The 15,634-nt window shown below is 68.7% G+C and carries 10 protein-coding genes and 1 pseudogene; 2 read left to right on the forward strand and 9 right to left on the reverse strand.

Translation table 11 applies throughout. The annotated features are described in order from the left end of the window. Positions 1 to 42: 42 nt before the first annotated feature. The 7 genes and pseudogenes from ACQPWU_RS48395 to ACQPWU_RS48425 form a co-directional block, all read right to left on the reverse strand. The gene (locus ACQPWU_RS48395; protein ID WP_433433021.1) at positions 43 to 519 is read right to left on the reverse strand and encodes a hypothetical protein; all 477 of its coding nucleotides are present in this window, start codon (positions 517 to 519) and stop codon (positions 43 to 45) included. 289 nt (positions 520 to 808) lie between these two features. Continuing rightward, complete coding sequence (locus ACQPWU_RS48400) at positions 809 to 6,997, reverse strand: S8 family serine peptidase (protein WP_433433023.1); 6,189 nt, start codon at positions 6,995 to 6,997, stop codon at positions 809 to 811. Between the two features lie 17 nt (positions 6,998 to 7,014). Further along, a complete protein-coding gene (locus ACQPWU_RS48405) occupies positions 7,015 to 7,194 on the reverse strand; it encodes a hypothetical protein (RefSeq protein WP_433433025.1) in 180 nt (59 codons plus the stop codon). Between the two features lie 80 nt (positions 7,195 to 7,274). Further along, on the reverse strand, positions 7,275 to 10,217 hold the full coding sequence (locus ACQPWU_RS48410; RefSeq protein WP_433433027.1) for an ATP-binding protein: 2,943 nt from the start codon (positions 10,215 to 10,217) through the stop codon (positions 7,275 to 7,277). Positions 10,218 to 10,675: 458 nt separating this feature from the next. Beyond that, entirely contained in the window at positions 10,676 to 11,011 is a 336-nt protein-coding gene (locus ACQPWU_RS48415) for a sulfatase/phosphatase domain-containing protein (RefSeq protein ID WP_433445481.1), read from the reverse strand. 28 nt (positions 11,012 to 11,039) lie between these two features. Next, positions 11,040 to 12,113, reverse strand: a pseudogene (locus ACQPWU_RS48420) (sulfatase family protein); the annotation flags it as partial. Positions 12,114 to 12,128: 15 nt separating this feature from the next. Then, entirely contained in the window at positions 12,129 to 12,317 is a 189-nt protein-coding gene (locus ACQPWU_RS48425) for a hypothetical protein (protein ID WP_433433028.1), read from the reverse strand. Between the two features lie 335 nt (positions 12,318 to 12,652). On the opposite strand from ACQPWU_RS48425, the gene ACQPWU_RS48430 reads away from it, so the two are divergent. Then, positions 12,653 to 12,940 carry a hypothetical protein gene (locus ACQPWU_RS48430; RefSeq protein WP_433445482.1) on the forward strand — a complete coding sequence of 96 codons (288 nt, stop codon included), beginning with the start codon at positions 12,653 to 12,655 and terminating at the stop codon, positions 12,938 to 12,940. 299 nt (positions 12,941 to 13,239) lie between these two features. Here the strand turns inward: ACQPWU_RS48430 and ACQPWU_RS48435 are convergent, their stop codons facing one another. Next, entirely contained in the window at positions 13,240 to 14,100 is an 861-nt protein-coding gene (locus ACQPWU_RS48435) for a formyltransferase family protein (protein WP_433433030.1), read from the reverse strand. 23 nt (positions 14,101 to 14,123) lie between these two features. Between ACQPWU_RS48435 and ACQPWU_RS48440 the strand changes: the two genes are divergently transcribed. Next, the gene (locus ACQPWU_RS48440; protein WP_433433032.1) at positions 14,124 to 14,831 is read left to right on the forward strand and encodes a hypothetical protein; all 708 of its coding nucleotides are present in this window, start codon (positions 14,124 to 14,126) and stop codon (positions 14,829 to 14,831) included. Here ACQPWU_RS48440 and ACQPWU_RS48445 read toward each other — a convergent pair. After that, a complete protein-coding gene (locus ACQPWU_RS48445; protein ID WP_433433034.1) occupies positions 14,828 to 15,616 on the reverse strand; it encodes a hypothetical protein in 789 nt (262 codons plus the stop codon). The genes ACQPWU_RS48440 and ACQPWU_RS48445 overlap by 4 nt on opposite strands. Positions 15,617 to 15,634: the final 18 nt, after the last annotated feature.

Genomic DNA, 15,634 nt, shown 5'->3' on the forward strand with positions numbered 1-15,634 from the left:
GCCACAGGGCACTCTTCAGCTCCTGCAGGTCAATTCGGGCGATCAATCTGTGATGTCGACCGCGTTCACCAGTGCCTGAAGCTCGACCTTGATGCCAAGTGTGGTGAGCTCACCATGCACGCGCCGATATCCCCAGCCAGGGTTCTCGCGAACCAGGCGCAGGATGAGGACTCGGATGGAGCGGACCGTGGGCGGTCGCCCTCGCCGCTTCGGCCGGCAAGTGCGCGCGTGACGCCGTTTCATCAGATCACGGTGCCAGCGCAAGACGGTATCCGGCCGGACCAGCAGCCGGACCCTGCGCAGGACCTCACGCGACAAGGAGGTCAGCAGCGCAGCCAAGAGGGCTCGATCCTCAGGCGCGAACCGCACCCTGGCATCGGCGCCGAGCTGCCGTTCAAGCACGGTGATCTGATGGCGCAGGACGAGTATCTCGACATCCTTGTCCCGATCGCCCATCGGCAGCAACCGCAATGCTGCGAAGGCGTTCGTGGCAGCGAGATAGGCCAGGCGAAGGAGCACAGCCGATCATCATTCCGCATGCGTCTCCCTCATCTGAGGCCCGGAGCTCGCACGCGCCCGTGCACGGCCCACATGGCCGTGAGCTGGGCGGACGCAATTATCGGCAGGCACAGTGGCGGGCAACGCGCTTCGTCGTCTGGCGCGTCGCCACTGACGAGGAACTTGGATTCTTTGCCACCAAGTGCGCGCGTACGGTCGGAAGCCGCAAACTCGGTAGTCGTCGTCAGAGCCTCCACGGCGATCCTTTCCGAGGAGGCTCTGACCACTGCTGGCGGATTGGTTGGCTATCTCATAGGCGCGGGTCCTGCTGGACCTTCAGGGCGTTGAGGATCGGGTCGCGCTCGCCGATCTCGCGGCGAAGCTCGACCTTCAGATCGCCACCGGCGTGCTCGACGGTGACCGTGTTCACGTCCGCGGTCAGCGCACCCGCCCTCGCCTGCACGTCGTGGTCGTGGAGCACGGCTTTGCCGTCGACCAGAACATCGAAGGCACGCTTGCCGGCATTGACCTTCTCGATCTCCGCAAAGTCGAGGCCGATCCGGTACGTCCCGGCGGGCGCGTTCTTGAACACGTAGGCGAACGTCTCGCCGGTCCGCTGGGTGCGGAACAGGTCGTCGTCCTCCGTGCCGCCGATGTCGGCCTTGGTGGCACGCGCCCTGCCGCCGACGTAGCCCCACGGCCGCGAGCCGAGTTCCTGGTCGGGCGACCAGACGAAGCCGTCGGCACCGACGTGCCCGGACCCGCCCACGTCGACGCCCTTCCAGTAGGCCGAGGTCGCCAGGCGGACCGGCCTGAGCTGGGCTTCGCCCTTGCCGGCGTTCGACGCCACGAGCACGTCCCCGACGAGCACGCCGGGCTCGACGGCGGCGTTGTCGGCCGTTGCCGTGACCGTGGTGGACTCGCCTACCGCGAGCTTGACCGTGCCGGCCGCGGCCGCGCCCGTGAGGGTCAGCCACGGAAGGTCGGCGGCCTCGTGCCCGCCGTCGCTGGTGCGTTTCTGCTCGCTGAGCCGCACCTCGAGCGGGGCGGAGCCGGTGTTGGTCACGGTCACGTCGGCGGTCGCCTTCTGGCCCGGGCCGAGGAGCCAGTCGAGGTTACCTCCCGTGACGGTTGTGACGCCCGTGGTCAACGCCGCGTCAACCACCTCTGCCTGATCCTTCTTGGCGATGGTCACGGGGTGGCTGGCCGTGACATAGTTCGGCGCCCAGACCTGCACGGTGTTCTCGCCGACCAGCGCCTGGGCCTTCCACCGGCCCTTCTCGTCGGCGGTGATAACCCGGTCACCGCTCGGCCCCCTGAGCGTGACGATCGCGCCCGCGATCGGCTTGCCGTCGTTCGCGTCGGTGACCGTGCCCTCGATCGTGCCCGCAGCCGGGAGGGTGTACTCCAGCCCCAGACCGGCCGTCAGGATGGGCTGGTTGAAGAAGTACTGGCTCGCGGGGTTGCGCGTCAGGCTCTCCAGGCCGACCGTTGCCGACGACCCGCGGGTGACGGGGTTGTCGCCGCCGATGCCGTCGCCGTACCCGATCTGGATGCGGCCGTCCGCGATCAGGGTGACCGAAAAGCTCACCCGGGCCGCTCTGTCGCTGTAGAAGGCGGCGTTGCGCCACTCGATGACCTCAGCGGCCAGGCCGTCCACCTCGGTGGTGCCGAAGTAGATGCCCGCCTGGTCGTCGACGACCAGGTCGTCCCAGAGCGGATAGATCGCGTCGAACGCGTATGGCGACGGCAGCGCCGTGTTGTTCCCCACGGTGCTGGCCCGGTCGAAGATCAGCGCGCCGTTCGTCGTCACACACACGCCGTCCCAGGCCGTGTCGTAGAACGGGAACAGGAAGCTGGAGTCGAACCACAGCACGCCGCAGACGTCATCGCCGTGCCACCCGGACTCCTTCGTACCCTGGCGGTAGAGCCCGTCGGTCACCTTCATCGAGTACGAGCGACCGGCGGGGGCCACCGGCACGGGGCCCGGCTCCGGCTGCTCGGGCTGGGGCTCCGGCTCCGCCTTGTCTCCGCGCGGATCGAGCGTCACGCGCAGCGCCGCGATGCTCGGGGCCCGCAGGCCCTTCCCGCCCCGCAGCTCCACGGTCAGCGGACCGCCGTCGTGCTTAACGACGGCGGTGTGCCAGTCGGCGGCGTTCGGGCCGACGGCTCCCACGGCGTCGTAGGCGTACTGCGTCAGCTCGTCGTCGACGAGGACGTCGAACACCCGCTTGCCCTGGTTCACCTGCTCGATCTCCGCGAACCCGAGGTCGATGGCGTAGGTGCCCTTCGGCGCGTCGGGGAACGTGTAGACCAGGTCCTTGCCCGGCGTGGTGCGCTGGGACTGGAACAGGGCGTCGTCCTCGGTGCCCTCGATCGCGGCGCTCGCGGAGATCGTCTTGCCCTTCCCGGCGTAGCCCCACGCCCCGTCACCGGCCGCCTGGTCGCCAGACCAGGTGTAGCCGGAGGCGTCGGTGAACGAGGGGCCGCCGGCGTTGACGCCGACCTGGTACCTCGTGGTCGTGAGCGTCACTGGGACGTAGGTCTTGGGCTGCCGTCCGGAGTCGGACCACACGACGATGTTCGCGCCGAGAATGCCCGGGGCGGCGTCCTTCGAGGAGAGCGAGACCTTGACCGTCGTCGACTCGCCCGGGGCGAGGGTGCCGCCGGTCGAGGAGAGCGACAGCCAGGGCAGGTCGGTGAGCAGGTCGTCCTCGACGTCGACCAGCACGACGTCATCGGCGATCTGGTCCGCCGCCCACAGCGCCCCGGTCGAGTCGGTCTCGAGGCCGCCACCCTGGCCCGCCTTCTGGCCCGGGAACCACCACGCGTTGACGAGCGAGCAGTCGTCGGGGTCGACCTGCAGCAGGCGGGTGGGCCTGTTCGAGGTGAGGTCGGTGTACCAGATGGTGTCGGAGGCCTGGTTGTAGGCCAGGCCCATCACCTCGGGCAGCGGCGGGGCGCAGAAGGACAGCAGCGCACCCGCGTTATCGTGCGACGTCCCGGCGACGGTTCCGATCATGCCGTTCGCCCGGCCGCCGACGTAGAACACGTCCTCGGTCGGGTTGTAGGCGAGTCCGGTCAGCTGCAGCGTGGACCAGTCACCCTTGATCTGCCGGGTTTCCTTTCCGGTCTCCCGGTCGAAGCAGTGGATGTAGCTGGCCGGGCTGTCCTCCATCTGGCACATGTCACCGGTCTTGGTGTCGAGCGCCATGTCGAACGCCCGGTACTTGGGGTTCCACGAGGCGTCGAAGACCTTGCCGGTCGGCTTGCCCGTCACGGTGTAGGCGGTGTTGGTCCGCGCGTTGTAGTCGTGGACCCAGACGTCGCCGTCGTACCCGATGCCGGAGGGCTCCTTCTGCGCGATCGTTCCCGGGATCTCGATGCGGGTGATGACGTCGCCGCCGGAGGTCGTACCGACCTTGCCGGCCGCCTGTGCTTCCGCGGCGCTCGCCGTCGCAGCCTTGCCGTCGACGTTCGACGGCTTCATGCCGCTCGCACCGGCCTTCCACGCGGTGAGGTCGATCGTGCTGTCCGCACCCGTCCCGGTGCGCGTGGTGGCGCCGGCGGCGTCGAGCTCGGGGTGGCGCGCGGCCTCGCCCAGGTCGTACGTGAGCGGGGCGGAACCGTTGTTGGTCAGCGTCAGCGAGCCCACACCATTCTGGTCGGTTCCCATCACGGCGTCGAGGCCGCTCGCCTTCAGGCCGGCGACGCCCGTGGTGAGGCGCGCGTCGACCGTCGCCTTCGCGTAGAGCTTGTCGAGGGTGAAGTCGTACGACCCCGTCACGTAGTTCGGCGCCTCGACGGTCATCGTGTAGTCGGCGACCGGCAGCTGGCGATGCACGATGCCCGTCCCGTTGGTCGTGACGCTCTCGACGAGGCCGTTCTCGTCGGTGAGCGAGACCTTGGCCCCGGACACCGGCAGCCCGTCGTTCTTGTCGACGACGGTCGCGTCGAGGTAGCCCCAGTCCGGAAGGTCGTAGGTGACGATCATCCCGTCGTGGAGCACCGGGACGTTGTCGGAGAACCGGATGCCGTCCACACCGGCCCAGCCCTGGATGCCGGTGATGGTGCGGGCGCCGCCGGTCACCGGGTCGTCGGTCCCGATGCCGTCGCCGTACCCGAAGATCACCTTGCCCGAGCGGGTGAGCGTGGCCGAGAAGCTGACCGGCTCCGTGTACTCAGACCGGATCGGGTAGGCCCAGATCTTGGCGTTGCGGAACTCGATGACGAACGCGTCCTCGCCGTCGACCTTGGTGGCCGTCGTGAAGACTCCCCCGCCGGGGGCGAACTCGACGGGGGACGGGACGTAGAACGGGAAGATGCCCGCACCGCCGGTGCCGGGTCCGGTGGAGGTGTCCGGGGAGATCACGCCGCGCAGGCTGATTCCGAGGGTGTCGTGGCTGCCGTTGTAGAGCGCGATCGGGAACGGCAGGTGCACCGTCGCCCACACGCCGCTCGTGAACGCGACCGGGTCGGTGCCGCGCAGGTACTCCCCCTCAGAGAGGGAGCAGCTGTAGCCGCCCTTGTCGACGACGAGCCCGATCGGGATCTCCAGCGACTCGTTCTCGGCACCGACGGTCAGCGGGACAAACGTCGGCGAGAAGCAGGCGTTGGGCGTGACGGCGAGCCCGTACTGGCCCTCCGGCACACCGGCGATCGTGAAAGCGCCGTTGGCGTCCGTGCGCACGGCGTCCAGCGGCGTGTCCTTGACGGAGACGTCGGCGTTCGGGACGGGCTGCCTCTTGTCGTCGATGACCCTGCCGCTGATGTCGTGGCGCGCGGCGGCGGTGAGGGGAACCTCAACCGAGGTGTTCTGGCCGAGGGTGACCGTGGCGCTCGCGGTCGCGGTCAGGTACCCGAAGACCTTGGTGCTGATCTGGTAGTCGCCGACCGGGAGATTTATCGTGAACCGGCCGTCCTTGTCGGTCCCGATGGACCGGCTGAACGGTCCGCTGATCGTCACGTCGACGGCGGGAACCGGGGCGCCGTTGGCGGTGACGACACCGGTGAGGGTGCCGCCCTGCCGGGGTGCGAGCTCGAGCAGGCGGACAAGGTCGAGCCGGCCTTCGCCGTACTTGTTGTTGAAGTCGGCGGTGCCGCCGCACTCGGTGTCGTCGACGTCGACGGCCGACTCGGCCAGCAGGCGGCGGGTCTCCTCGACCTGCCCGATGAGGGTCGGGTCGTAGCTCCACAGGCCGGCGACGGCGCCGGCGACGTGGGGAGCCGCCATCGATGTGCCGGACATCTCGGTGTAACTGTCGTTCGGGTAGGACGAACGGACGGCGACGCCCGGAGCGGAGATCTCGGGCTTGATCCGGCCACCTTCACCCTCGCCCTTGCGGGAGAATAACGCGAGCGTGCCGTTCGACGCGTAGGCGCCGACCGAGTAGGCACTCTCGGCGGAGCCGGGCGAGGAGACGGTGTCGCAGGCCGCGTACGGCGTGGTGTTACCCGATGACCAGACGCTGAAAATGCCCGCGGCGCTCCAGGCCTCGTCGATGGCCTGGAAGAAGTCGTCGAAGTTGTGCTCGGCGTTTTGGCCCCACGAGTTGTTGATGACGTGAGGGCGCTTGGACGGGTCGGGGTTGTTCCCGTGGACGTCGGTCGGGGCGAGCAACCACCAGCCGGACTGGAGCAACGACTCGACGCCGGTGCTGTCGCAGCAGCCGTTTGTCGCGATCCACTGCGCGTCCGGGGCGACGCCAACGTGGTTGGTGCCGTCGTCGCCGACCATGGTGCCCATGGTGTGCGTGCCGTGTCCGTCGTCGTCGCACGGTGCGCCGGTGCACGTACCCCGGGTGGCCATCCAGTTGTAGTTGTGGTCGACGGTGCCGTCGGGCTTCGTGCCGCGGTACTGGTGCATCAGGGCGGGGTGGTCGAATTGAACGCCCGAGTCGAGGTTGGACACGGTGATGCCCGCACCGGTGGCCCCCATGGCCCAGGCCTGGGGGGCGTGAATGGCGTCCAGACCCCACGAGACGGTGCCATCCTCGGCGGTGGCCGCGGGGGTGGCGGGGCGGACGGCCTGGTCGGCTGGCGTCTTCTCGTCCACGGGCTCGACCAGCGCGACCTGTGGCGACGCATGGATCTTGGCGACCTGCCCGACCGAGGCGACGTCGAGCGCGAGCTTCTGCGTGCCGCCCTTGACGAGCACGGCGTTGACGAGCGGGTAGGACGTGTACTTCACGCCCGCCGCGTCGAGCTCGGCGGAGACGGACGCCGCGGAGGCCTTGGCCGAGGCCTTCAGTGCGTCGTAGACGAACTGACCGCGAGTGGTCCAGTCGGCGATCTTCTTCGCCGGCGCGAGGTCGGCCTTGGTGTCGAACGTGATCCAGAAGTCGGAGACCGGCTCCGTGCGGAAGCGGCCCTTCAGGTCCGACGCGATCTTGCTGGCGGCCGCACCGGGATCCGGCTCAGCGGCCGACGCCGGTGGTGGCGAGATCATGCTCAGGCCGACCGCTACGGCCAGCGAAGCGACGAGGGCTTTCAGTCTCACGTGGGGGGTCCTCCGGCCTACAGGGGTTGGTAGGGGTCGTGGCTCTCGTCATCGCCGTCATCGCCGGCATCCCGGGCGTCGGGGGCGTCGGGGGCACCAGGGGCGTCGGAGGTGCTGACGCGCGGCTCGCGCGACAGCTCAAGTGGTTGCTGGTGCTCGATGACGGAGTCGTCACGCGCGATAGGTCGCTCAGGCATGCACTGCCCTAGGGCCATGGATCATGGAGTCATGCTCGGGGTGACGAGCGACCTTCGCTATCCGGCGAATACGTCAATTTTCACGACGGGTCGTCGAGGGAATCCCCTTCTGCGAACACTCCGGCCTCTACTGCCTTGACCGCGAGCGCGGTCCGGGAACTCACCTTCAACTTGCGCATCGCCGCACGCAGCTGTTGATCCACCGTGGCCGGTGACTTGGCCAGAATCCGGCTGATCTCCCGGTTCGTCTTGCCGGCGACAACCAGTCGGACCACGTCGAGCTCACGAGGTGAGAGCCGGTCGCCGTACCCCCGTCGACCGCCGCGCCACAATCGCGGAACCTCGGCGCCGTGTTCGCGAAGCCGCTGTGCGACACGGTCCGCATCGCCGCGGGCTCCGAGCCTGAACAGTTGTTCGTACTGTGCGGCCAGCAGCTCTCGGCCCTGTTCGATCTGGCCTTGCGCCATGAGCGCCTCGGCTTGACGCTCGCGGGCGAGCATGGCGTCGTAGGGGCGCGGCAACGCGTTCCAGGCGCGCGCCGCCCGGTCGTACGCCCTCGCCGCGCGGGCGTGGTCTCCGGCTGCGGCGACCAGCAGAGCACGGCATACGGTGAGGGCGGCGCGAGGCGCAGGCGCTGTACGGCCACGCAGTCCTCTGGCGAACTGGTCGCCCAGGCGTGTCGCGGCCTTCAGGTCGCCCGCGACGAGGTGCGCCTCAATCCGGGCGGGGACGAGGTCCGTCGCCCAGACCCAGATGCCTTTTCTCTGGACTGTGTCCATCGGCTCGTTCGTGATCTGCAGCGCCCGGCCGCTGTTTCCGTCCGTCAGCCACAGTCTGGCCAGCGCAGCGGCGGCCTCCATCGTGTCGTCGGCTGCGCCGAGACGGGCAGACTCCTCAAGGACCAGCCGGAACTGCTCCCCCGCGGCGCGCCGCCGTCCGGCTGCGGCTGCCAGCCGGGCCGCGAGGCGAATGCTGCCGAGGTAGTACGCCGGCCGGTCTCGGTCGGCATCGGCGAGTGCCGCGCTTCTCTCCGCGAGACCCTCCCAGCGGCCGGTGAGCCACGCCAGGTTGGTCTGTTCGAGTCGGACGTTGTGTTGCAGCCGGGACGCCTGCTCGGCCTCGGCAAGGCGCATTGCCACGGCGAGGTGTTTTTCCGCGTCGGCGTACCGACCCCAGATCAGTGCGCCGGTCCCGACATTTGCGTGGATGCGGGCCACGTCGAGACGCTCCGCCGAGGCCGCGCCGTCGATGGGCAGGTCAGCGACGACGTCCCAGGCCTCCTCTTCGCCGAGCATGAGCAACGCAGCGGCTCGGTTGCCGGCCAGATTCAGCCGCTCTGCGGGAGAATCGACTTCGGCGGTGAGCTCAGCGGCGCGATCCAGCCAACGCCGATGGGTCGACGCCGGCCACGGTCCCGCATAGGCCCATCCTAGATAGGTCATTGCCCGAGCCGCCTCGACCGGGTCATGGTCGAGGTTGGCCACCGCTTGCTCGAGCTCGCTGAGTGCGGCCTGCGCCTCACCCCCGATGATCAGGAGCCGACCTAGGGGGTTGCGGATCTCCGCCTGCTGGCGGGCGGAGAGACCGGGGGTCTCCAGCACCGAGCGCAAGGTACGGATCACGCGGTGGTAGACCTCGTCGACCGGTTCACGACGGCCCAGTGCGGCTACTCCGGCGATGCGCGCGACTCGTGCCCGATCCGCCGGCGCCAGCTCGGACCACGAAAACAGATCGACCAACAAGTCGACCGCCTTGGTGTGGTCACCCGAGGCCATGGCCAACTCGGCACCTTGCTCGGCGTACCGCGCCCAGGACCGCGTCTCGCCCGCCTCACGGAAGTGGTGGGCAAGGCGTGCGACAGGCGGCGGATGGATGTCCTCCAAGGCCCGGCCGGCCAGCAGGTGGAAGTGTCTGCGGTCGGTCAACGGGATCGCTTCGTAGACAGCTGTGGCGGCCAGCACATGCCGGAATCGCCACTGGCCGCGGTCGTCTCCGTCCAGGACGCCGGCGTCGGCCGCCTCCGCGATAGCGCCTCGACACACAGCTGGTGACAGACCGGCGGTCATCGCGATCGTGGCCACCGATGACCGCTCAGCCAACGTAGCCGCGGCTCGCAACACCTGCTGCGCCGTCGGCGACAGACGGCCCACCCGCTCCCGGGTGGAGTCGCGCACCGTTGGCGGCACCTGTAGCTTGCGCAGCTTCAGCCGGACCCACTGTCCGTCGCGGAAGACGAGGTCGGCACGGTCGCACATGAGGCGAACCGACTCCTCCAGCACCAGAGGAACGCCACCGGTCCGCTCGTGCATGAACGTCGTGAACTCCTGCGATATCGGGTTGCCGTCCAGCATCGAGGACACCAGCGCTGCCGTGTCGTTGGGTCGCATCGGCGCCAGGGCGATCCTCAGTTGGGTCACGCCAGCAGGCAACCGGGACGTCAGCCGCAGCAACAGCGATCCGACGTCCACCTCCTCCGGCCGATAGGAGGTCACGAGGCTTGGCCCGTCCGATTGCTGTCGGGAGGCGACGAACAGCAGGAACTCCAAGGTCACCTCGTCGGCCCAGTGAGCGTCCTCGAGCACGAGAACGTCGACACGCAGAGCCCGCAGCAGCTCGTCCAGGGCGCGGAACAGGCGATGCCGTGCCGCCTTCGCATCGTCCAAAGGCTGCAATGCGGGCGGCAGGTCCGAGGACCATTCAGGGAACAGGGGCCGTAACGCACCCGCAAGCTCGGTGAGCCGCAATCGCGACACCGGGCGGTCGATCCCACGGAACGCGTCGACGATCGGCCCCAACGTCAGCGACTCGCGAAGCGGTGGGCACACCGAGACCAAGGCAGTGCGCTGGTCCGGCGCGGCCAACCACTCTCGCAGCAGCCGGCTCTTCCCGATCCCCGCCTCGCCCTCTACCAGCACGATCGCCGGTGGCCGGGCCAAGGCGACCCGAAGCGCCGCCATCTCCCGATCACGACCCACGAAATGCGGCGTAGAAACCGTCGGTGAAGTCCCGTCGTCCTCGGGCAAGGGGTCGAGCATGCGTGATGATCTCGCTTTTCGATGCTCGGGCGCAACTACCCGCCCGTTGGGATCCTGTGGGTGCCAAGAACTCGGCCGCCCTATGCGACCTGCGCGTATTCGTGGATCAGCCCGCCGAGGCGGTCACGCCGAATGACCTTGATATCGTCCTCGACCGGGTCGGGAAGGGCTCGCAGCGGGGCTGCCTGGCCCAGGGAGCGATGCGGGCGATACTCATTGAAGTGGGCCTCGTAAATGGTGAAGGGTGTCAATACTCCCGTTCACGGTCGTGAGCTGCGGGTTTGTCTTGGCTTCCTGGTCGGAGCAGTGGCCTGGGTCGGGCATGTTCGAGGCTCGTGAGGTCCTGACCCGTCTGTAGACGACCGCCCGCTCTTTTGTGGAGAGGTGGCTGCCGCACACGGCCGACCGGGCGACCTCACCCCTGCGCCGGCCGGCGGCGGGCGCCCTCACCAGTACGCTTCCCGCGGCTGGCTGCGATCTTCGGTGGCGACCAGGACGTCGAGCAGCAGTTCCTGCAGCTCGAGCCGTACCCTCGCATGGGCCGGGTCGTCCCACAGGTTGTCCAGCTCGGTCGGGTCGGCCTCCAGGTCGTACAGCTCGCCGGAGCGCGCTCGAGTCGTGGACGGCGCGCCATGGTAGACGACGACCTTCCAGCGGTCGTGCCTCAGCATCGTGGTGTGCACGGGCTCCTCGTACGGGTGGCCGCTGTTGCGGTACTCGCAGAGCGCCCAGTCCCTGACCGGCGCGTCCTGATCGCCGCGGGCCAGCGGCAGAAGGTTCAGCCCTTGCCCGCGGGGAAGCGGCGGCCGCCACGAAGGTCGTCGCCAGGTCGATCCACTGGACCAGCTCGGCCCGGCGCTCGCTGGCGGGCAATCCGGCCGGCCAGCGCATGACGAGTGGCACGCGTACGGCGCACTCGTACATCATCGGGCCTTTCAGCATGAGCTGGTGATCACCGAGCATCTCGCCGTGGTCGCTGGTGAAGACGACCAGTGTGTCGTCGGCCAGACCCGCCTCGTCGAGAGCGGCGAGGATCCGGCCGACTTCGTCGTCGACGAGACTCACCATGGCGTAGTAGTTGACTCTGACGTCGTGGAGCTCGGATTCGGTGTACTCCGTGTAGCCGCGGGCGTGGCCGGCGTAGGAGCGGTGCGAGGCCTCGGTCAGCACGGAAGGCTTCCCGGCGAGTTCGTCGGGCCGGGTGATCGGAGGCCGCAGAGTTTTGCCGCGGTAACGGTCGACGTACTCCTTGGGCGCGCCGAACCCGTGGTGCGGGTCGAAGAAGTTGGCCACGAAGAAGAACGGCTTGTCCGCGTCGCGTGAGCGCAGCAGGTAGTCGATGGTCTCGTCGCCGATCCACCGGCTGTAGTGGAACTCCGTCGGAAGGCTGTCGAATATGGTCCCGGTCCCGGCATTCGCGGCGGCCTCGTACAGGTCCGGCCGTACGGCCCGCAACCACCGGTGGTAGGCGTTCTCGGACGACCCGGGGTAAGGGTCGTGCGCCCATCGGAACACGCGGAAGCCGTCGTCCAGCCGCGGCTCGAGACGGCCGCAGAAGCACGCGCCGCCGACGTGGAACTTCCCGACCAGGCCGCAGTCGTAGCCGTGGTCGGCCAGGGTACGCGAGAACAGGTGCTCGTGCGCGGGCAACCCGACGCCGTTCGCCCAGGCGCCGTGCGCGTGGACGTAGCGGCCGGACATGAGGCTGGCGCGGGAGGGGCCGCAGACCGTCTGTACATAACAGTTCTCGAACAGCATGCCTTGCTTCGCCAGCCGGTCGAGGTTGGGCGTGTCGATCTCGTCGTTGCCGTAGGCGCCCATCGCGTTGAAGCGCTGCTGGTCGGTGCAGATGAGCAGGATGTTCGGTTGGTTCATTTCTCTCATTCGAGGTTGGGCGCGTCAGGACTTCACGGCCCCTGCGACACCTTCGACAAAGTAGCGCTGGAGCACGAGGAACACGAGGAGCAGGGGGATCAAGGAGATGGTGCCCGCGGCGGCGAGGCCGGACCAGTCGGTGGAATTGGTGCCGCGGAAGGCGAGCATGCCCACCGAGAGCGGGCGCAGGTCGGGGCGGCTGAAGGTGAACACCAGCGGCAGGATGATCGGCCGTGCTCCTTCGCCTGGCCTACCTCACCAGCACATTCGCCGCGCTGCGGTTGCTACCGATGAGCGATCGGGACAAGGACGTCGAGATACTGCCGTGCGTCACCAGATCACGGTCCTTGAACGCCACCTCGGCGCCGACACCAAGGTGAGTCTTACTCCCGAGGACAGGGCCTTCCTCAGCGCCCTCCTGGCCTCGATCGGGACCCGCTCTTCACCTCCGCCTAAGGGAAGTCTTCACAGCCGAAGGGCTGCGGATCATCACCACCCTGCCGCCGACACCGAGAATGAACGCCACCTGCGAGTAGGCCATCGGCACCCTGCGCCACGAACTCCTGGACCGGATCCTGATCCTCAATGAACGCCACCTGACGCCCGTGCTCCAGGAGTATCTGATCCATTACAACCGTCACCGGCCGCATCAGTCCCGGCACCAACGTCCCCCGAACACCGAAACGCAGCCCGCCCGGAACGTGACCGAACTCAACGACCCCGCGCTCCATCCGCCGAAAACTCGTCGTCGCAGGGGCGATCAGCGAATACCACCACGCCGCCTAACCGCAGCTCAAGGGCGCGTAACTCAATATTCGAGCGGTACAGCCAACTGATGCCGCAACACCAAGATCCCTGCGTCTTTGGACGCCTGTGATCGGGCGAGCAGCGCGATCCAGCCGAATGCCCGTAAGACGATCAAGTACAGCAGCCGCAGAGCCATCCTGCCGGAGCCGAGCCGCCGAACGCAGCAAAACCCCAGATCAAACCCGGTGACACAATATTCGGCACCCACATCCTCGCCGACGGTGAGCAGGTCGTGGACGTGCCGCCCGAACGATCAGCACGAGTTCTGAGTCACATCGCTCGCCGAACACTCCCTGCCCTCGCGAACAACGAGAACAGCGGCTGATCGTCACTCGGCGGTGGTGGTTCGGGTGCAGTCGCCGTGCTCGATGATCCAGTGGGGCCGGGCTCGGAGACGGTGCCCGCGGAGGCGGCGCCAGGCGCTGATGAGGTCCGTGGTGAAGCCGCGGTCGCGGTTGCGGATGGCGGGGGCGCCGGAGGGCTGGGCGCGGTACGGGATGCTGTCGCCGGCTTCGAGGCGGGCTAGGAGGTCGGTGAGTTCACAGATCGCGCGCTGGATGGAGCGGCACCAGAGGGTCTCTTCGTTGTCGTCGGGGTGGACGGGGGCATGGATGACGGCGAGGAGCGGGCCCGCGTCAACTTTGGGGACGACCAGGTGGAGGCTCGCACCGACGTTGGCTTCGTCGCGACGGTGGAGGGCCATGAAGATTCCCTGGTTGCCGCGGTAGGTCGGCAGGCAGCCCGCGTGCACGTTGATCGAGGTTCCGGCGGCGGCCAGCACATCGGCGCGCAGGATGGAGACGGCGAAGACGATCGTGATGTCGGGCGCCCATGCGGTGAGGGCGGCGGGGACCTCGGGGTCGTTGACCGACCGGGCCCTGACGACGGTGGCGGGCGGCAAGTCCGGGCCGAGCGCGGCGAAGAAGCCGCGGCGGTAGCGGCGGTGGCCTAGCAGGCGCTGTCGCCGCTCGTGCACCCGGAGGTAGAACCAGTCGACGTAGCGGCGTTTGCGCAGTAACCCGAGACCCCACCGATCGCCTTGTTCTACGATGACCCCGACCAGCTCGAACCGTCGCCCCAGGGCGGAGTAGAGATGGCGGTGGTGCGGACCGTCGGAGCCGATCGCGGCGACCCTCAGGGGACGGCCCGGCTCCCCGCCGATCGACAGGGTTCCTTCTCCGACATCCATCCCTCAGCCCTCCAGGACCCCGCATGGATCTCAAGGACATCTTCGTTCCCAGCGACCGATCTGTCAGGCCCGCGCGCTTCGTCGGCGAGTACTTTTTCGCCCACGACGGCTGGCCGGGGGTGCTGAGGCTCCAGGTCTCCGCCGGACGGAACCTGCGCGGCGAGTACCGCGACCACCGCCTCGACCAGACGTTCACCGTCACCGGCCAGATCGACCTCGAAGTCCGGCACCGGATCACCCTGGTCATCCACGACTTCAACTGGCTGCCCGAGCAGCGCTTCACCGGCTACCTGTTCACCCACGGCGACGGCCGGACGATCGCGGGCACCACCACTTGGGAGACCGAGCCTTTCGGCTTCGTCGCGTTCGGCGACGGCGAACTCCCGCCTGCGGTGCCCGGCCAGGTGACCAACCAGGTCACCCCCACCGACTTCACCGGCTCTTACACCATGCTCCACGACGGCCACGTCGCGGAGATCAACCTGGAACACGCCGAAGGCCGCCTGCTGACCGGCGTCTACCGCCACCCCGACCTCGACGACGAACTGGCGGTCGAGGGCGAGATCGACGCGGACTTCGGCCACGGCTGCGCGTTCCGCTTCACCGGCGACGCCCGGCTGAGCGACGTGCGCCTGCACGGGTACCTGTTCACCCGGCCGAAGAACGCGATCAGCGGCGAGATCGTCAGCGGCGGCACGACCACCGGGTTCGTAATGCTACGCAGGTCCTAGGGGCGGTCGGCGATGATCGTCAGGGTCCAGGTGACGACGCCGGACTCTGGGATGGTCACGGCGTCGCCGGAGCCGCACTCGCTGAGGTCGCCCGTCCGGCCCAGCAGGGGTTCGACGCCGATCGACCGGTAGGGGGCGTCTTCGGGCCAGCCTCCGAGGTTCCGCCAGAACGCCACGCCGGTCGGCAGGCCGGGGGCCGACACCGTCAAGGTGAGGCGGTCAGGGCCGTCCAGGACGATGGTGGTCGCGACGTCGGGGACCACGACCATGAGGGTGCTGCCGTCGTCCGGGCCGAGGTCGCCGAGGTCGACGCCGTCCAGGTCTGGCCAGGGGAAGGATCGCAGTCCGGTCTCGGTGCCGACGGTCGCGGGCAGGCCCTCGGGCAGAACGAGGCGGGAGCCGGGCGGCAGGTCGAGGAGGGCGTGCGCGGCCCAGATGAAGGCCCTGCCCGGTTCGCCTTCGAGCCGGTAGCGGACGGTCAGGACGTCGCCGTCGGCCGTCATCTCCCGGCGCAGCCGGAACCCGTCAGCCTCGACCTCGTGGCCGCCGCCGGTCTCCGTCCAGGGACGCGACCAGACGACGCCGTGATCGGGCGGACCGCCGAGCGTCGGCAGGCACTCCTCGAGGCCGCCCGCGTCGACGAACCGGTCGCCGGGCGTGACCTGCGCACGGCGGGGTTCGGTGCGGGAGAACAGCCATTCGCGTCCCGCGGCGGAGCGGAGCGACGTCCACCGTCCGCCCAGTGCCGGGTCGACCACGACGGAGATCTGACCGGACTCAGCCATGGGCGTCTCCCAGCTCGC

This window comes from Nonomuraea sp. CA-141351 (assembly GCF_050944675.1).
Lineage (GTDB): Bacteria > Actinomycetota > Actinomycetes > Streptosporangiales > Streptosporangiaceae > Nonomuraea.

Bases quoted from the DNA above. Each gene is read 5' to 3' on its own strand.
- ACQPWU_RS48440 (WP_433433032.1), top strand. From the start codon at position 14,124: ATGGATCTCAAGGACATCTTCGTTCCCAGCGACCGATCTGTCAGGCCC.
- ACQPWU_RS48445 (WP_433433034.1), bottom strand. From the start codon at position 15,616: ATGGCTGAGTCCGGTCAGATCTCCGTCGTGGTCGACCCGGCACTGGGC.
- ACQPWU_RS48435 (WP_433433030.1), bottom strand. From the start codon at position 14,100: ATGGATGTCGGAGAAGGAACCCTGTCGATCGGCGGGGAGCCGGGCCGT.
- ACQPWU_RS48405 (WP_433433025.1), bottom strand. From the start codon at position 7,194: ATGCCTGAGCGACCTATCGCGCGTGACGACTCCGTCATCGAGCACCAG.